Source organism: Streptomyces sp. NPDC001401 (assembly GCF_042895385.1).
Taxonomy (GTDB): Bacteria; Actinomycetota; Actinomycetes; order Streptomycetales; family Streptomycetaceae; genus Streptomyces.
The window spans coordinates 320,956-339,212 of sequence record NZ_JBIAWI010000002.1 but is presented as its reverse complement, the minus strand read 5'-3'; the positions used below and the strand labels follow the sequence as shown (position 1 = coordinate 339,212).

Genomic DNA, 18,257 nt, shown 5'->3' with positions numbered 1-18,257 from the left:
GCTGTGCGGGCTTCTTTGGTGGCTTTTCTCTGGGCTTCTTGGTCCGGCGCCATACACACGTGGGGCGCGCGGAAGTGGTTCAGAGAGTGACGGGCTTTTCGTCGTTCGAATGCGCGAAGTCGACGTCGGCGTTGTTGCTGAGGCCGCCGAGCACCTTTGTGGGCAGGCTGGAGACGGCTGTCTCGGGGCCCTTGGTCTTGAAGACGTAGGAGTTCTCCAGCTGCTTGTTGCCGAGCGAGCTGCCGATGCCGTTGCCGATCCTGATGCCGGCGTTCTCCAGGGTGGTAAGCGGGTCGGCGTGGTTGGCGCCGATCTGGTAGGCGGCGCTGATGCCTTGGTTGAAGACGCCCTTGAGGACGCTGGTGACGGCCTCGTAGCCGTACTCGCGCAGGTCGGTCACCGCGGTGGGCCCGCTCGTGTGCGAGTAGTACTCGTGGACCGGCGAGTGCTGCTCGTTGACGGAGCCCGCCGCGTCCACGTCGGTGACGGTGTTGCCGGTGCCGTCCTTGACCTTGACGGCGCCGCTGTCGCCGACGCCGACGCCGAAGTTGGTCTGGTTGCCGCCCTGGTCGGTCTTGGTGACGGTGCCGTCCACGCCGTTTCCGCTGACGTTGAGGGTGGTGTTCTCGCCGCCTGCGTTGCTGTTGAACGTGGCGTTGCCGTCCGGGTGTTGGGCGATGGTCACGCCGTTGCCGGGGTCGGTCGTGGTCGCCGTACCGTTGTTGAAGGTGCTGGTCGGGCCGTTGCCGCCGGGCGGGACGACGGTGGGAGCCGCGCCCGGGGCATGCGGACCGTAGACGGTCGTGCCGTTGCTGAGCGCGGCGTGCGGGGGCTGGACCGGTCCCTGGTGTCCCGGGGGGAGGGTCGGTGTGTTGACGCCGGGTCCCGTCAGCGTGCCGTCCTTGCCGATGGTGACCGTGTCGGCCGGGCCGTTGCCGCCGCCGGGCGGGGACACCTCGAAGGCGCCGTTCCCCTTCGACGTCACGTCGAAGCCGCCGCCGTGCACCGTGGACTTGCCGCCGCCGACCGGGACGTCCACGCTGGGGCCGCCGTTGTTGCCGCCGACCTTGAAGGTCTCGGGGCCCGGGGCGTCCTGGGGGTTGAGCGGGTTGTGCGGGCCGTCGACCACACCGGACTTCTGGCCGGCGGTGCCCGCGTTCTCCTGGCCGCCGGGCGTCTTGGTGACGGTGACGTTGCCGGTGTCGACGGTGGTCTTGCCGCCGAAGAAGCCCTCGTGGTGCACGGTCGGGCCGCCGCCCGGCGTGGTCACGGTGATGCCGCTCGCGCCGTCCCCGTGGATCGTGCTGATCGGGGTCTGCCCGGGTCCGTTGCCGATCGGGTTGCCCGCGGTGTCGATGGGCGCGCCGGTGTTGGGGTCCACATGAGTTCCGGAGGGGCCGAGCTGGTGGACGCCGCCGGGGCCGAAGGTGCCCTGGGCCGGTCCGTAGGTGGTGGTGAACTCGCCCTCGTGGCCCGGGTTGTCGTTGTGGGTGACCGTACTGCCGGGCTCGTGGATCGGGTCGGCGCCGTGGGTGGTGATGGTGGGGCCGTTCGGGCCGTTGGACAGCGTGTTCTGACCACCCGTCATCCCGGGCTTGCCGAACAGGCCCCAGCCCTCCTGCTGCGGGGTGGTGACGCTGACCTGGCTGTTGGTGCCGCTGATGTCGGCGCCGCTCGGCGAGTTGTGGACGGTGGCCTGGCCGTTGCCGTCGACGCTGTGCCCGATGCCGGACCCCTCGTGGACGGTGGCGGTCACCGGGCCGTTCGGACCGTCGGTGATGGTGGTGGTGAAGCCGCCGTCGGAGTGGGTGATGGTCTGCCCGTCCGAGGTGATGGTGTTGCCGTGCGTGTTGATGACCGTCGTGTCGCCCGGACCGCCCGGAACGTTGGCGATGGACCCGTCGGGTCCCTGGGCGGTGAGGCTGCCGTCGGGGCTCACGGTGGCGGTGGTGGGCAGTCCGCCGCCGTCCGGCTGGTGGGTGAAGACGACGTCGCCGTTGCCGTTCACCGTGGTCGACACGCCCTGGCTGTCGACGCCGTTCGGGCCCAGCGTCGCCTGGGCGCCGCCGTCTCCGGCGTTGGCGATGGTGGCGACGGGGGTGGTGCCGTCGGTGTCCGGGTGGACGGTGATCTGGCCGTCGGTGACGGTGCCGTTGTTGTCGACGGCGAAGGTGCCGCCGTTGTCCGTGGCGACCGTGCCGTTCGGGCCGTGGTCGACGGTGGTGTTGGGGCCGGCCGGGGCGTTCGTGGAGACGGAACCGTCGTTGTTGACGGTGCCGTTCGCGACGTTGTTGCCGCCGACGTCGGTCTGGGCGCCGTTGTTCGTCAGGGTGGAGGTGCTGCCGTCGGTGGTGACCTGGGTCGGGGTGCCGCCCTTCGACGGGGTGACGGTGACCGCGGGCGGCTGGCCAGCGCCGTGATTGCCCACCGTGGTCGGAGTGTTGGCGCCGGTGCTCACCGTGGTGCCGCCGTGCGAGACCGTGGAAATGCCGTCGGTGCCGTGGCTGACCTGGATCGGATTGGCGCCGGTGGTGGTGCCGTTGATGCCGTTCGGGCCGTGACTGACCTGGAACGGGCCGTGGTTGACGGTCGTGGTGCCGTTCGTCACCGAAGCCGTGGTGCCGTTGTTGCCGGTGACCGTGACGGTGTGGTGGCCGACGCCGTCCACGCTGACGGTGGTGTTGCCCAGGGTGACCGGATTGCCGGGGGTGGGCTGCGGGGCGCCCTGGACGCCGGTGTTGCCGGGGCCCGGGGTGACCGTGATCCGGCCGTCGGGGTCGACCTTGAACTCCTGGCCGTTGTGCGCGATGGCCGTCGAGCCGTCCTTGTTCAGGGTGGTCGAGCCCGAGGTGATGACGCCGTCCGGCGACTGGTGGATGCCGTCCACGTCGAAGCGGCCGTTGGGATTGACGCTGAACCCCTTGCCGTCCGGCCCCTTGAACGTGACGTCGTTCGGTGAGAAGTCCACCGAGTGGGTGCCGTCCGTGACCGAACCGCCGCCCGTGTGGTCGGTCTTGAACCCGCCGACGGAGACATCGCCGTTCGGGGTCACCGTCACCGGCGGGTGCCCGCCGGCCGGGGTCACGTCGAGCGTGCCGTTGTTCCCGTGGAACTGCACGGTGTCGGGGTTCGGGCCACCGGTGTTCACGGTGAAGCCGTTGTCGCCGAGGGTGGTGGTGTGCCCGCCCGGCGTGGTGATGGTCGCGCCGCCGTTGCCGGGAAGGGTCGTCGTGGTGCCGCCGTCGGTGACGGTGACCGGGTTGTTGGTGTGCGCGGGCGGCAGCGTGACGCCCTGCCCACCCGGGCCGCCGTTGTCGACGTGGATGGTGCCGCCGTTGTCGATCGAGGTCTGGGTGCCGCTGGGCAGCGTCACACCGTGGTCGAGGTGGCCCGCGTCGGCGTTGATCGTCGTGTGGTTGCCCAGGTCCACGCCGATGGTGCCGTTGCCCGGGTTGTGGGTGACGACCGGCGCCGCCCCGCCCCCGGGGTGCGCGGTGTTGAACACCGAGTGGGTGCCGTTCTGGTTGTCGACGGACAGACCGGGGCCGTGCACCCCGGAGAAACCCGGGCCATTGGTGGCGCCGACGTCTCCCGGCGTCGAGATCTCATGGCCGTTCACCTGGAACTGCGGCGTCGGACCGGCATCCCCCACGCCGGGCGTGCTGATGGTGGTGACTCCGCCCTGGTGGTTGACGTCGCCGAAGGAACCGGACGTCTTGAACCCGCCGTTCGGCGTCAGCTCCGTACTGATCGTGGGCTTGTCGGCGCCGATGCCGAAGTGCTCGTTGATGCCCGGACCGAACTCTCCGCCGACCGTGTTGATGCCGTTCTCGAGCTTGCCGGGGCCGGTCAGCGGGGTCTCGATCTTGGTCGTCGTACCGTTCGAAGAGATCTTGTCCCCGTCCGGCGACTTGATGGTGTTCGTGCCGTCCTTGGTCTCCGAGGTGAAGCCGTCGGGCGTGGTGGTCTTGGCCACCGGCTCGGGGTCGGCGTCCCCGGCGAAGGGCAGTTCGTTCGTGGTCGGGTCCGCCTTGGGCGCCCCGGGGTCGATCTTCCCCTCGGTCTTCGTCCCGTCCGGCGTGGTCACCTTGGTCTTGAGCACGCCGTCGGACGGGTCCGAGCTGGTCGAGCCGTTGATGCCGTGGAAGCCCGTCTTCTGCGGCTGTCCCTTGCCGTCCACGTGCAGGATGCCGCTCGGTTTGAACTTGCCGTCGACGATGCCGAGGCTCCCCTTGGAGAACGCCTTGTCGATGTTGCTCTTGAACTTGCCCTTGGTGGTGAAGGCGTCCTTGATGCTGTTGGCGAACTTGGTACCGCCGAACGCGGAGAGCACACCGCCCGACGCGGCACCGATCAGCGAGCCGATGGCGGCGGGCCCGAGGTCGAACTTCTTGCCGTCGGCCGCCGCGGTGATCCCGGCCGCCGCGAAGCCGAGCGTGAACTCGGTGCCCACGTCCAGCGCCACCTTGCCGGCGAGCGCGAGACCCGGGTTCGCGCTGAGCCCCACCAGGCCCTTGCCCAGCGGGTTGATGACCTTGCGGACCAGCGTCGAGCCCTTGACGATCTTCGTCAGGGCGGCCGAGATGGTCCCGGCGCCCTTGCCCAACTTGGCCAGCGCCGGGGCGAGTTTGGCCAGCTTGGCCACCGAGGCACCCACCTTGCCGAGCGCGCCGAGCAGCACACCGCCGGGCACCAGGGTCAGGATGCCGATGACCAGATCTCCCACGTCGATCTTGCCCTGCGAGACCATCCGGATCACGGACAGGGCGAGCAGGGCGGCGCCCAGCAGCACGCCCACGAACGGCAGGAAGACCGCGACAATGCCGACGATGATGCCCGCGATGATCTCGATGATGGGGTTGTCCGCGAGGAAGTCGCCGACCTTCTTGAAGAAGCCCCGCTCCGGGATCGCCTCCTTCGCCGCGTCGTCGAGGATGACCGACGCCCGGCGTGAGCCGTCCTCCCGCAGCCGCTCCGCGTCCCGGCCGAGCGCCTCGGCGGCCGACAGCCGGTCCTTCGCCGCATCCACCTGGTTCTGCCGGCTGTTGTGCGCGTCGACCTGGTCCGGAGTGGCGTCCGCGGCCAGTGCCGGAACGTCGGTCTTCGCGGTGTCCGCAACCTCCTGGCCCTCGTCGATCGCCCGGTCCAGCATCTCCTGGGCGTTCGTCAGGGTGTCGGCGTACGTGGTGTAGGCCTCGGCGGCGTCCCGGAAGGAGTCCCGGGTCTTCACCAGCATCCCCGGCAGGTCCTTGTTGATCCGCTCCCGCAGCGCGTCCATCGCCTTGCCCTGGCCCTGCCGGATCGCCCCGCCGTCGCTGAGCAGGTCGACGGCTTCACCCGCCCCGTCACCGAGTTCCTGGTAGGTCTTCGCCAGCGTCCGGATCGCCTCCGGATCGCCGGGGGTGGGGTCGCTCGTGAACCCCAGGACCTCCCAGCCCGTGGTGTGCCGTCGTGCCATCTCAGCGCCTCCCCGCTTCTGGTTCGTTGGGCGCCCTGTGCACGCGTGCCGCCGCGGAACGGTTCAGAGCGTTTGAACCACCCGCCCGCTCCGCCCGTGTGACGGCCGACGCGCTCCCAGCCGACGCGTCGACGGCCCTGACGGAGGAGGACGAGAAAGATGCGAGACGCACCAGCGACGGGCGCACGGACGACCACGGCCCGGGTACGGCGCACGGATGTGCAGCGCAGAACGGCACAGGTCATGGCGGTGTGCGGGCTCGCGCTCGTCACGTGGATGGCGCTGCCCGCGCCCGCCCACGCGGCGGTCCCGCAGCGGCCGGGGCAGGTGCTGCTGGCCGAGGCCGTGACGAAGTTCTACGTCGTCAAGGAGCCGAAGGACAACGGCGGCAAGCCCGACATACTCTTCGACATCGCGCAGCGCACCCTCGGCGACGGCAACCGGTTCGAGGAGATCCTGGTGCTGAACAGCGGCCGGGTGCTGCCGGACGGTTCGGTGTTCGTCAGCCCCGACCAACTCGAACCCGGCTTCCCGCTGATCCTGCCCGAGGACGCCTCCGGTTCCGGCGTCCAGGTGGGTGTGCTCCCCCAGTCCAAGTCCGCTTCCTCCGGGCAGAGTTCGCCCGCGGCCTCGCCCAGTGCGCCCGCTACGACCCCTGCGACGGCCGGCAGGTCGAGCGGACCGTTCTCCGCGGTCGGCGACCGCGTCCCGCTGCCCGCACTGGTCGGTGGCATCGCCGGCGTCACCGCGCTGACCGTGGTGATCGTCGCGCGCCGCCCGCTCGGCCGGGCCGCCCGGGCCACCGGTTCCGGGGCCGCCCGGGCGGGCCGCGTCCTGCGCCCCCGGCTGCCGCGCGGACTGGCGCTGGCCCTGCGCCGCCGTCGCCGGGGCGCCCTGGCCAGGCGGCTCGCGGCGGACACCCGTACGCCGGTGGTGGTCCGCCAGGCGCTGCGCGAGATCGTCCCCGCACACGACACGGACGCCTCGGAGACGACCCGGCCGGTCCGCGTCTACAGCGTGCTGGCGGAGCCCACCAAGCTGCTCGCCTCGGTCTCGGGTGCGAGCCAGGCCCCGGCACCGTGGACCGCGGTCGCGCCAACTCGGTGGGAACGCAAGGGACTTCCCTCGGTCATCGAAGGCGTCCCCTCGGCCGACCTCGGTCTCGCCCTGCCGCATCTGGCCCGGGTCGGCGTGAGCGAGCGCGACGCGCAGGTCATGGTCGACCTCGGCCAGATCAACGGCGCGCTGAGCGTCACCGGTGACCTCACGGTCGCCCAGGACACGGTGGCGGCGCTGGTCCGGGGTCTGCTCGAACTCCCCAGGCAGCGCACGGTGGTTGTCTCGGTCGACCCGACCGCGAACGCCCTGCCCGGGCTCAACGGCCTGGTGCGGGTGCGCTCCGTGTCCGACGTGAAGGGCCGGGCCCCCGAGGAAGTCCTCAACTCCGCCGAGGAGTTGGGCGTCGGACTGGTGCGCGGCGCGGCCCGGACGGGCGAGGTCACCGGGTTCGTCGTACTCCTGGATCCGCCGACCGCCGACGAGGCGCGGGCGCTGGCGGACCTCGCCGCACCCGAGGGCGGCGGCTGGATCGTCCTCACGGTCGGCGACGTCCCCGGGGCGCACTGGCGCTGGTACGCCGAGTCCGACGGCCTCGTCGACCTGGGCGTGCTGGGCCTGCAGGTGATCGTGCCCACCCAGACCCTCGCGGGCGCGGGCACCGGCCGCGTCTGACCTGCCGCAACGGCCGAAACACCCCTGACTCCGCCCCGGCAGCCGGTCGACCTCCTCCCCGGCGGCCGGGGCGGTCTCCCACCCGAACCAACACCCTTCGAACAGAGACGAGGCACAGCCATGCGCGCACTCACCTGCATCCCGGTCGCGTTGACGGTCGCGGCGGTCATGTCGACGGCCGCGTGCGGGAGTTCACAGACCCCCGCCGCTCCGGCGAACGCCGCGGTCGCGACACCCGCGGCCTCGGCCGCGACCACCGTCCAGGACGCCGGCGCCCAGCCGACGGAGGCAGGCAGGCTCAGCGTCTGGCAGAGCGCCGAGCTGGGCCCGGTCGTGACCGACGGTGCCGGATTCACCCTCTACCGATTCGACGACGACACGGCCTCACCTCCCGCCTCCACCTGTACGGGCGACTGCGCCGCCGCCTGGCCGCCGGTCCCGGCGGACGGCGCCTCGGCGGGCCAGGGCATCGACCCCGCGCTGCTCGGCTCGGTCACCCGGCCCGACGGCACCAAGCAGCTCACGGTGGCCGGCCGGCCGATGTACCGCTACACGCGGGACACCGCGCCCCGCCAGGCGAACGGCCACAAGGTCGGCGGGACCTGGTTCGCCACCGCACCCGACGGAAAGCGGGCCGGTCGGACCGAGAAGCTGCCCGCGCTCTCCACCGTGGCCGACCCCAAGCTCGGCGAGATCGTCCGGGACGGCAAGGGCCGTACCCTCTACCGCTTCACCAAGGACACCGCCTGGCCCATGAAGTCCAACTGCCAGGGCGACTGCCTGAAGCTCTGGAAGCCCGCCGCACCCGTGGACGTGAAGAACCTCAAGGGCATCAAGCCCAAGCTGATCAGCACCTACACCCGCCCGGACGGCAGCAAGCAGCTCTCCCTGAACTGCTGGCCGCTCTACTGGTACACCGGCGACCAGAACCCCGGCGACACCCTCGGCCAGGGCGTCGGCGGCACCTGGTTCGCGGTACGGGCCGGTGGCGGACTGGCCCAGTGACGCGCAGCGCCTTTTTATTCTACAGAACCTTGACGTTCTGACGATCTGCTGTAGAGGATTCTCGTAACGGTACTCGCACCGGCACGAGGAGGCGCTCGGCATGGTGGTGGTGTCCTTCGACCGGAGTCCGGACACGTACCGGCACTGGAAGCTGCGTACCGACGGCCCGGTCGCCTGGCTGGAACTGGACGTCGACGAGCAGGGCGGACTGGTCCCGGGGTACGAGCTGAAGCTGAACTCCTACGACCTGGGCGTGGACATCGAGCTGTACGACGCCCTGCAGCGGCTGCGCTTCGAGCACCCGGAAGTGCGGGCCGTGGTGGTGACCAGCGCCAAGGAGAAGGTCTTCTGCGCCGGGGCGAACATCCGGATGCTCGCCGCCTCCGCGCACGAGTGGAAGGTGAACTTCTGCAAGTTCACCAACGAGACCCGCAACGGCATGGAGGACGCCTCCGAGCACTCGGGCCTCACTTTCATCGCGGCCGTCAACGGATCTTGCGCGGGCGGCGGCTACGAGCTCGCCCTCGCCTGCGACCGCATCCTGCTGATCGACGACAACTCCTCGTCGGTCGCGCTGCCCGAGGTGCCGCTGCTGGGCGTGTTGCCCGGGACCGGCGGCCTGACCCGGCTGACGGACAAGCGCCGGGTGCGCAAGGACCTGGCCGACGTCTTCGCCACCCGCCCGGACGGTGTACGCGGCAAGACGGCCGTGGACTGGCGGCTGGTGGACGAGGTGGTGCCGCGCCGGGACTTCCGTGCGGTCGTCGAGCAGCGGGCGAGGGAGGCGGCGGCCCGCAATCCCCGCCCGGCGGACGTCCAGGGCATCCGACTCGCCCCGCTGGAACGGGAGATCAATGAGCAGGGACTCTTCTACCGTTATGTGCGCGCCGAGTTCGACCGCCCGGCGGGGCTCGTCCGTATCACCCTGCGAGGACCCGACGACGACAGCGAAGAACGCTGGCTGCTCGCCCTCACCCGTGAACTCGACGACCTGATCCTGCGGCTGAGGACCAACGAGCCCGAGCTCGGCACCTGGGTGCTGCGCACCGAGGGCGACCCGGCGCTCGTACTCGCCCATGAGCAGCAGCTGTTGAGCACGCGGGACGACTGGCTGACCAACGAGATCCTGCACTACTACAAGCGCACCCTCAAACGCCTCGACGTCACCAGCCGCAGCCTCGTCGCGCTCGTCGAACCGGGCAGCTGCTTCGCCGGACTGCTGCTGGAACTGGCCCTGACCTGCGATCTGCAGTACATGCTGGACGGGCCGCCGATCGAGGACCCGGAAAGTGAGGAGCGCGCCCAACTCACCCTGTCCGAGGCGAACTTCGGCGCCTTCCCCATGGGCAACGGCCTCTCCCGTCTGCAGTCCCGCTTCTTCCGGCAGGACGACCACCTCGACTGGCTGCACCGGGAGGCCGGACGGCCCCTGAGCGCCGCCCAGGCCCGCGAACTCGGCCTCGTCACCGACGCGCCCGACGACATCGACTGGGAGGACGAGGTCCGCCTTGTCCTGGAGAACCGAGCCGCGCTGAGCCCGGACGCACTGACCGGCATGGAGGCCAACCACCGGTTCGTCGGACCGGAGACCATGGAGACCAAGATCTTCGGTCGGCTCAGCGCCTGGCAGAACTGGATCTTCATACGTCCCAACGCCTCAGGTCCGGAAGGTGCGTTGCGCCGCTACGGCACCGGGCAGCGGGCGGTCTACGACCGGAAGCGAGTGTGACCCGATGCCCACGGACATCGACTACGACGCCAGGATCCCCAACAATGTCGGCCTCGCCGACGACCGCCGGCTGCAGCGCGCTCTGGAGGGCTGGCAGCCCAAGTTCCTCGGCTGGTGGGGCGAGATGGGCCCGGCCCTCGAGAACCACGGCGTCTATCTGCGGACGGCCGTGTCGGTCGGCCGGGACGGCTGGGCGCACTTCGGCCACGTCAATGTGCCCGACTACCGGTGGGGCATCTTCCTCGCCGAGCCCACCCCCGACCGGCGCGTGGCCTTCGGCGAGCACAAGGGCGAGCCGGTCTGGCAGCAGATCCCCGGCGAGTACCGTGCCGACCTGCAGCGCCTGATCGTGATCCAGGGCGACACCGAACCGGCCTCCGTCGAGCAGCAGCGCCTGCTGGGGCTGAGCGCGCCCAGCCTCTACGACCTGCGCAACCTCTTCCAGGTCAACGTCGAGGAAGGGCGGCACCTGTGGGCGATGGTGTACCTGCTGCACGCCTACTTCGGCCGGGAGGGCCGCGAGGAGGCCGAGGCGCTGCTGCACCGCAACTCCGGCAGCCCCGACTCGCCGCGCATCCTCGGCGCGTTCAACGAGGAGACCGCCGACTGGCTCGCCTTCTACATGTTCACGTACTTCACCGACCGGGACGGCAAGTACCAGCTCGGGTCGCTGAAGGAGAGCGCCTTCGATCCGCTGTCGCGGACCTGCACCTTCATGCTGAAGGAGGAGGCGCACCACATGATGGTCGGTACGACGGGTGTCGACCGGGTGGTGACGCGCAGCGCCCAACTCGTCCGGGAGCACGACACGTTGGACATCGCCGCCTGCGGCGGCATCCCGCTCGACATCATCCAGAAGTACATCAACTTCCACTACACGGTGTCCCTGGACCTGTTCGGCAGCGAGACCTCCACCAATGCGGCGAACTACTACACCGCCGGGCTCAAGGGCCGCTGGCAGGAGGAGCGCCGCGGGGACGACCACCAACTCACCGAGAACGGCGTCCTGCTGGACAAGCCGGCCGACGACGGCACCTGGGGGGCCGACGAGGTCCCGGCCCTGCTCGCCCTCAACCTCGACCTGCGCGACGAGTACATCGCCGACTGCCGGACCGGCGTCAACCGCTGGAACCGCATCCTGGACGAGCACGGCATCGACTTCCGGCTGCAGCTCCCGCACCCCGGCTTCAACCGCCATGTCGGCCTCGCCGCCGGACACCACATCACGCCCGACGGCGCCATCATCGACGAGGAGACCTGGCAGGCGAGCCGCCACCACTGGCTGCCGACCACCGAAGACCTGGCGTTCGTACGGTCGTTGATGCAGCCGGTGTACGAGCGCGGGAAGATCGCGAGCTGGGTGGCGCCGCCGGTGAACGGCATCAACGGCAAACCGTTCGACTACGAGTACGTCCGACTGGTGTGAGGCGGCCCTGATGCCCGAGCTGTTCAACGCGGCGGACTGGCTGGTCGACCGGCATGTGAGAGACGGCAACGGCGGCCGCACGGCCGTCGTCACCCCCACCCGGAGTCTGACCTACGAAGAGCTGTCCGGCGAGGTCCGCCGGGTGGCCGCCGGGCTGCGTGCCCTCGGGGTACGGCCCGAGGAACGCGTCCTGTTCTGCATGGCGGACGACATCGAACTGTTCACCGGCATCCTCGCCGCCTTCCGCATCGGCGCGGTGGCGGTGCCCGCCTCGACCATGCTCACCGGGGCGGAACTGGGCCGGCTGGTGGCGGACTGCCGCAGCAGAGTGGTGCTGGGGTCGGAGGAGTTCGGCCCTGTGGTGCGGTCGGCGGTGCAGGAAGCCCCGGAGGTCGAGCGGCTCGTACTGGACGACGCCTGGCGGGAGTTGCGGACCTCCGGCGCGGACGACGGCGGCGGGCCGTATCCCACCTGGCCGGACTCCCCCGCCCTGTGGCTGTACACGTCCGGCACCACCGGCACGCCCAAGGCGGCGATGCACCGGCACGCCGACATCGGACTGGTGGCGGAGAACTACGGTCGGCAGGTGCTGGGAATCGGCCCGGAGGACCGATGTCTGTCCGTCGCCAAGCTGTTCTTCGCCTATGGTCTCGGCAACTCGATGTTCTTCCCGCTGGCGGTCGGCGCGACGGCGCTGCTGGAGCCGGCCCGGCCCTCGCCCGCGCTGTTCGCCAAACGGGCGGCGGCCGACCGGGCCACCGTCCTGTTCGGCGTGCCCGGCTTCCTCGGCGCCCTCCTCGCAAGCCCCGACGTACCGGACGACGCCTTCACGACCGTACGCGTGGGTGTCTCGGCCGGTGAGGCGCTGCCCGTGCGCATGTACGAGGACATGCTGGAGCGGTTCGGCGTGGAGGTCCTCGACGGGATCGGGTCGACCGAGCTGCTGCACATCTTCGTCTCCAACCGGCAGGGGCGGGTCCACCCCGGTTCCTCCGGCGAACCTGTTCCGGGGTACGCCGTGGAGTTGCGGGACGTGGACGGCCGCGTCGTGGAGGGCGCGGGCACGCCCGGCGAGCTGTATGTGCGCGGGGCGTCCGCCGCCACCGGTTACTGGTGCCGGGCCGAGGTCAGCCGGCAAGTCTTCCTCGGCGACTGGGTGCGCACCGGCGACACCTACGTCCGCAACAGCGACGGCACCTACACCTGCATGGGCCGCACCAACGACCTGCTCAAGGCGGGCGGCATCTGGGTGTCGCCCGCCGAGGTCGAGGAGCGGCTGCTGGCCCATCCGGACGTGGCCGAGGTCGCCGTGGTCGGCGCGCGCGACGCGGACGGCCTGGACAAGCCGGTCGCATGCGTGGTGCCGAGGGCCGGGCGCGAGGTCGACGCGGAGGCGCTCGTCGCCTGGTGCCGGGAAGGACTGGCCGCCTTCAAGCGACCACGCGCGGTCATCGGACTGCCCGAACTGCCCCGTACACCGACCGGCAAGATCCGGCGGAACGTGCTGCGGAGCATGGTGCGCGAGGGCACCGAGCAGCCCGCGGCGCCCTGAAGGGGCGCGGGACTGCATCGATTTGCGGCTCCGCCGCGGGGCGCGACCAGCCACGATGATGCCCGCAGACGAAGTGCGCCGCATCGCCACCCCGCGGTGGAGCCGCAAATCGGCACAGCCCGCGGAGCGCCTAGCGCTCCAGCTCCTCCCAGCGCCGCTGCGCCGCCTTGCTCCATTCGGCGTGCTTGCCGTGGAACAGCTGCGTCGCCCTGGCGCCGCTCCAGCCCGTGGGCAGCAGCGTCGGGGGGAGGCGCGGGTCGAGGAAGGGGAAGCGGCGCCATTCGTGCACCAGCTTGGTCAGATCGTGCAGAACGGCGTCACCGTCCGCCGGGTGCAGGCCGGTGAACTCGTCGATGAACGCCTCGTACCGCTCCTCCACCTCGCTCAGGTCCCAGGCACGGGCGACCATGGCCGCCTCGCTGCCCACGGCGCCGTAGGTCGCGGTGAAGGACATCGCGGCGTCGGCCAGTCCGAGTTCCTTCAGGACGCCGAGCGCCTCCGCCTCACGGTCGGTGCGGGGGGTGATCCACACGCCGGGCTCCGGGGAGCCGAAACCGGCCCAGCTGAGGCGGGTGCGGACGCGGTGGCGCAGGTCCCGCTTGGACTCCGGTACGGAGACGAGGACCACCAGCCAGGTGCCGTCCCAGACGTGCTCCCCGCTGCCGAAGTCGTAGATGCGCTGCGCCCCTTCGGTCAGCAGCCGCCGCCCCGGCGGGGTGAGGGCCCAGCGCACCCGGCGGCCCACCCGCTCCGAGGCCAGCCAGCCCTCCGCGGCGGTCCGGGCGAGCGCCTGGCGGGCCGACTTCTCCTCGATCGCGAACAGCGCCAGGGCCTCGACCAGGGCGGACGTCCACACCGGGCGGCCACGGGGCAGGACGTACTCGCCGAGCGTGGTCATCAACAGCGACCGCGCGCTCGTGTCACCGACTTCCCGGCGGCGGCTGACCACCGGCCGTGCGGACGCGTCCTTCGCCATGCTCCGTCGCTTCCCTCGTCACCGGTTCCTGGCCACCGGTCGCTCTTGCTAAACAATATCTTGTCGTTGCGTGACCCATCAGTAGAGTGTCGAGGCGAGTGTGGTGCGCACCGCCGGTCGGCAGGTCTGCCGTGAGCCTGCCGGTCCGGCGGTGCGCACAGGCGGCGGTCAGCCCTTGGTCAGGGTGACCTCGTGCCGCTCGTCGGCGTGGATGCGGGGCAGCGGCAGGATGCCCTCGAAGCGGAGTTCCGCGACCGTGGCCTCGACACTGACCTTGCCCGGGCCGATGGCCGGCGACGGTCTGCTCGTGTTCTCCCAGCGATGTGTCGCGCCGTCGCACACGGCGATCGTGCCGCCGATGCCCTGGATCAGAGTCGTGGAACCGTGGGTCGCGGAAGTCGAGGATGTGCTCACGGAGGAGCTGACGAAGGCCGCGCCCGAGCTGCCGGTGCAGCGGTAGGTGCCGGAGAGGGTGACGGTGCCGTCCGCGGAGACATGACCTGTCGGGTCGACGGTCACCGTCTCTGCCAGCTCCGCGGCCGCGGCCGCCGGTACGGCGGGGGCGGCGAGCACGAGCAGCGCGGCACCGGCGGCGAGGGCCAGAGCGGGTCGCTTGAACATCGGAAACCTCCTGTAGGTGGGGCTTCCACTGGTACCCGGCGGGCGCGCCCCCGGCCGTGACCGTCACCCACTCGGTGGCGAGTCCGCACCGACGGTCCTGGAACCGTCCTGGTGTTGTCCGCGTGTTGTCACGCTTCTCGGCCGGGCGTTCCGATGAGTTCGCCGCGGGAGCATGGTCTACCCATAGGGACCTGCGGACGGTCCCGACCGACGTGGAGGTGCGCCATGTGTTCCCACCAGTCTTCGTGCCCTTCCTTCGGCGGCAACGCCGTGCACGTCGTCGCCGCCCACCCCGAGCAGGGCTGGAGCCTCCTGTGCGACGGCGCGATCGTGTTCGACGACTGCGGCGAGCTGACGCCCGACGGCAGGGCCGTCGCACCGCACCGGGCGCCCGCGGAGCGGCTGGCCGTCGCCGCCTGATCGGACCTGAGGTGCGGGGCTAAGGCAGTACGGCGAACCCGTCGAGTTCCACCATCGCCTCCTCGTCCCACAGACGTACGACCTCCACGACCGCCATCGCCGGGTAGTCACGGCCCGCCAACTCCCGCCAGAGACGCCCCAGTTCGGGAGCCTGGTTGCGGTAGGCGGCGACATCGGTGGCGTAGACCGTGACGCGGGCGAGGTCCGCGGGGGTGCCGCCCGCGGTGCGCAGGGCGGTGAGGAGGTTGGTGAGGGCCCGCTCGAACTGCTCGGGGAGAGTGTCGCCGGTGATCTTGCCGTCGGTGTCGAGGGCGGTCTGGCCGGCCAGGAAGACGACGCGGGTGCCGGTGGCGACGACGGCGTGTGAGAAGCCGGTGGGCGGGGAGAGATCGGGCGGGTTGACGCGCTCGGTGCTCACTGGGGTGCCTCCACGTCGGCGGACGACTCCTTGTACAACTCCTTGGCGATGATGCCGCGTTGGACCTCGCTCGCGCCCTCGTAGATGCGGGGGGCGCGCACCTCGCGGTAGAGGTGTTCGAGGAGGTGGCCGCGGCGCAGGGCACGGGCTCCGTGCAGCTGGACGGCCTGGTCGACGACGTACTGCGCGGTCTCGGTGGCGAGCAGCTTCGCCATTGCCGCGCGCTTCGGGACACCGGGGTCGCCTTCGTCGTACGCCGTCGCCGCCGCGTACACCATGAGACGGGCCGCCTCGGTGCGCAGCGCCATCTCGGCGACCTGGTGGGCGACGGTCTGCAGATCCTTGAGCTTGCCGCCGAACGCATCCCGTCGGGCCGTGTGCGCGAGGGTCGCGTCCAGCGCCGCCTGGGCCATGCCGACCGCGAACGCGCCGACGCTCGGGCGGAACAGATTGAGGGTTCCCATGGCGACCCGGAACCCACGGTCGGTCTCACCGAGCACATCGTCCGCCGTGACGGGTACGGCATCGAAGTCGAGGGCGCCGATGGGGTGCGGCGAGAGCATGTCGAGGGCCCTGCCGGTGAGACCGGGCCGGTCGGCGGGCACGAGGAAGGCGGTCACGCCGCGGGCGCCGGCGCCGGGAGTGGTGCGCGCGAAGACGGTGTAGAAGTCGGCCTCGGGAGCGTTGGAGATCCAGCGCTTCTCGCCGGTGAGCCGCCAGCGGTCGGGGCCGTCGGCACGGGCGGTCAGCGACAGCGCCGCCGCATCCGAGCCCGCCCCCGGCTCGCTCAGCGCGAACGCGGCGACCGCACGCCCTTCACTCACCCGTGGCAGCCAGCGCTCCCGCTGGGCCGGTGAGCCGTACGCATGGACCGGATGGGCGCCCAGCCCCTGAAGCGCAAGGGCCGTCTCCGCCTCCGTACAGGCGCGGGCGAGCGACTCCCGCATCAGACAGAGGTCGAGGGCCCCGGAGGTGAACAGCCGCTCCAGGAGGCCGAGTTGGCCGAGCTCGGCGACCAGCGGGCGATTGACGTGCCCCGGCTCCCCCTTCTCCGCGAGCGGGCGCAGCCGGTCGGCGGCAAGGGTGCGCAGCTCGGCACACCAGGCGTTTTGTGCGGGATCGAGCGAGAATACGGGCATTGGCGGTCCCCTCTCTCGACATGACCCCTCGACGATATCGCGCACCGTTGACTGTCGTCACCAACACGATACGCTCAAGACGCGAGCCCACCAGGACGCCCACAACGGCAAGGGGGCGCACCGCCATGATCGTCTCGGCCCACGTCGACACCTTCGCGCGCGACCACCTCCCGCCGCCCGAAGAATGGCCGGCACTTCAGTTCGACCTGCCGGAGCTTCGTTACCCCGATCGGCTGAACTGCGCCGCCGAGCTGCTGGAGCACGCCGACCCCGGCCGGCCGGTGTTCCACACCCCTGCCGGCCCTTCCTGGGCGTACGGCGACCTCCGTGCCCGCGTCGACCGCATCGCACACGTCCTGACGCGCGACCTCGGGGTGCGCCCCGGCAACCGGGTCCTGCTGCGCGGCCCGACCACACCCTGGCTCGCGGCCTGCTGGCTGGCCGTGCTGAAGGCGGGTGGGGTCGCGGTCACGGTGCTGGCCCAGCAGCGGCCGCACGAGCTGAAAGTGATATGTGACATAGCACTGATCCGGCACGCCCTCTGCGACATACGCGCCGTCGACGACCTCGCCAAGGCCGAGATACCCGGCCTGCAGATCACGACGTATGGCGGCGACGCCCCCGACGACCTCCTGCACCGCGCGGCGCCCGCCACCCCGTACCCGACCGTCGACACGGCGGCCGACGACGTCGCGCTGATCGCGTTCACGTCGGGTACGACCGGCCGCCCCAAAGGGTGCATGCACTTCCACCGGGATGTGCTGGCGATAGCCGACACCTTCGCCAAGCATGTGCTGCAACCCCATGAGGACGACGTCTTCGCGGGCAGCCCCCCGCTCGGCTTCACGTTCGGGCTCGGCGGGCTGGTCGTCTTCCCCATGCGTATCGGCGCCAGCGCGCTCCTGCTGGAACAGGCCCATCCGGCGCAGTTGCTGGCGGCCGTCGCCGAGCACCGGGTCTCCGTGCTGTTCACCGCGCCGACGGCCTACCGCGCGATGCTCGACGAGCTCGACGCCCACGACACCTCGTCCCTGCGCCGCTGCGTCTCGGCCGGCGAGAACCTGCCCGCCGCCACCTGGCAGACCTGGTACGAGCGGACCGGGCTGCGCATCATCAACGGCATCGGCGCCACCGAGCTGCTGCACATCTTCATCTCCGCGGCCGACGAGCACATCAGACCCGGCACGACGGGCGTGCCCGTACCCGGCTGGCACGCGCGTGTGCAGGACGAGAACGGACAGCCCGTGCCCGACGGGCAGCCGGGTCTGCTCGCCGTACGCGGGCCCGTCGGCTGCCGCTACCTCACCGACCCGCGCCAGCGAGTCTACGTGCGCGACGGCTGGAACGTCACCGGTGACACCTACGTCCGCGAGAGCGACGGCTACTTCCGCTACGTCGCCCGCGCCGACGACATGATCATCTCGGCCGGGTACAACATCGCCGGACCGGAGGTGGAGGACGCCCTGCTGCGCCACCCGGACGTGGTGGAGGCGGCCGTCGTGGGACGGCCCGACGAGGCGCGCGGGCAGGTGGTCGTGGCGTACGTCGTCGTGAAGGAGGGCGCCGAGCGGGACGCCGAGCCCTTGCGCACCTTCGTCAAGGCCGAGCTGGCCCCCTACAAATGCCCCCGCGAGATCGTCTTCCTGGACTCGCTGCCGCGCACGGCGACCGGCAAGCTGCAGCGCTTCAGACTGCGCACCGACCGGGACGCCCGACCTGAAGCCGAAGGAGCCGTCGAAGGTGTCATCGAACGCGACACCGAAGGTGACCAGCACTGATGCC

The 18,257-nt window shown here is 71.0% G+C and carries 12 protein-coding genes; 7 read left to right on the top strand and 5 right to left on the bottom strand.

Translation table 11 applies throughout. From position 1 onward, the window contains the following. Positions 1–79: 79 nt before the first annotated feature. On the bottom strand, positions 80–5,458 hold the full coding sequence (locus ACFY10_RS09220) for a putative T7SS-secreted protein (protein ID WP_390664430.1): 5,379 nt from the start codon (positions 5,456–5,458) through the stop codon (positions 80–82). Positions 5,459–5,617: 159 nt separating this feature from the next. Here ACFY10_RS09220 and ACFY10_RS09215 point away from each other — a divergent pair, with 159 nt between their 5' ends. The 5 genes from ACFY10_RS09215 to ACFY10_RS09195 all read left to right on the top strand — a co-directional run bounded on the left by ACFY10_RS09215 (position 5,618) and on the right by ACFY10_RS09195 (position 12,901). Further along, positions 5,618–7,189 carry a hypothetical protein gene (locus ACFY10_RS09215; RefSeq protein ID WP_390664429.1) on the top strand — a complete coding sequence of 524 codons (1,572 nt, stop codon included), beginning with the start codon at positions 5,618–5,620 and terminating at the stop codon, positions 7,187–7,189. 120 nt (positions 7,190–7,309) lie between these two features. Next, positions 7,310–8,194: an SCO0930 family lipoprotein gene (locus ACFY10_RS09210; protein WP_390664428.1), complete on the top strand. Its 885-nt coding sequence runs from the start codon at positions 7,310–7,312 to the stop codon at positions 8,192–8,194. Positions 8,195–8,294: 100 nt separating this feature from the next. Then, complete coding sequence (gene boxC, locus ACFY10_RS09205; RefSeq protein ID WP_390664427.1) at positions 8,295–9,923, top strand: 2,3-epoxybenzoyl-CoA dihydrolase; 1,629 nt, start codon at positions 8,295–8,297, stop codon at positions 9,921–9,923. Positions 9,924–9,927: 4 nt separating this feature from the next. Then, positions 9,928–11,349 (top strand): benzoyl-CoA 2,3-epoxidase subunit BoxB, encoded by a 1,422-nt coding sequence (boxB, locus tag ACFY10_RS09200; RefSeq protein ID WP_390664426.1) that lies wholly within the window; start codon positions 9,928–9,930, stop codon positions 11,347–11,349. Between the two features lie 10 nt (positions 11,350–11,359). Continuing rightward, complete coding sequence (locus tag ACFY10_RS09195) at positions 11,360–12,901, top strand: benzoate-CoA ligase family protein (protein ID WP_390664425.1); 1,542 nt, start codon at positions 11,360–11,362, stop codon at positions 12,899–12,901. A gap of 130 nt (positions 12,902–13,031) precedes the next feature. Here the strand turns inward: ACFY10_RS09195 and ACFY10_RS09190 are convergent, their stop codons facing one another. Further along, positions 13,032–13,877 carry a PaaX family transcriptional regulator C-terminal domain-containing protein gene (locus ACFY10_RS09190; RefSeq protein ID WP_390664424.1) on the bottom strand — a complete coding sequence of 282 codons (846 nt, stop codon included), beginning with the start codon at positions 13,875–13,877 and terminating at the stop codon, positions 13,032–13,034. Positions 13,878–14,045: 168 nt separating this feature from the next. Next, entirely contained in the window at positions 14,046–14,498 is a 453-nt protein-coding gene (locus ACFY10_RS09185) for a DUF6299 family protein (protein ID WP_390664423.1), read from the bottom strand. A 225-nt stretch (positions 14,499–14,723) separates the two neighbouring features. Here ACFY10_RS09185 and ACFY10_RS09180 point away from each other — a divergent pair, with 225 nt between their 5' ends. Then, positions 14,724–14,918 carry a DUF5999 family protein gene (locus tag ACFY10_RS09180; protein WP_390664422.1) on the top strand — a complete coding sequence of 65 codons (195 nt, stop codon included), beginning with the start codon at positions 14,724–14,726 and terminating at the stop codon, positions 14,916–14,918. 19 nt (positions 14,919–14,937) lie between these two features. Here the strand turns inward: ACFY10_RS09180 and ACFY10_RS09175 are convergent, their stop codons facing one another. Together ACFY10_RS09175 and ACFY10_RS09170 are read right to left on the bottom strand one after the other, a co-directional pair. Continuing rightward, complete coding sequence (locus ACFY10_RS09175; protein WP_390664421.1) at positions 14,938–15,336, bottom strand: RidA family protein; 399 nt, start codon at positions 15,334–15,336, stop codon at positions 14,938–14,940. Next, on the bottom strand, positions 15,333–16,475 hold the full coding sequence (locus tag ACFY10_RS09170; RefSeq protein WP_390664420.1) for an acyl-CoA dehydrogenase family protein: 1,143 nt from the start codon (positions 16,473–16,475) through the stop codon (positions 15,333–15,335). The genes ACFY10_RS09175 and ACFY10_RS09170 overlap by 4 nt, the downstream gene beginning before the upstream one ends. 125 nt (positions 16,476–16,600) lie before the next feature. Between ACFY10_RS09170 and ACFY10_RS09165 the strand changes: the two genes are divergently transcribed. After that, positions 16,601–18,253 carry an AMP-binding protein gene (locus ACFY10_RS09165; protein WP_390664419.1) on the top strand — a complete coding sequence of 551 codons (1,653 nt, stop codon included), beginning with the start codon at positions 16,601–16,603 and terminating at the stop codon, positions 18,251–18,253. Positions 18,254–18,257: the final 4 nt, after the last annotated feature.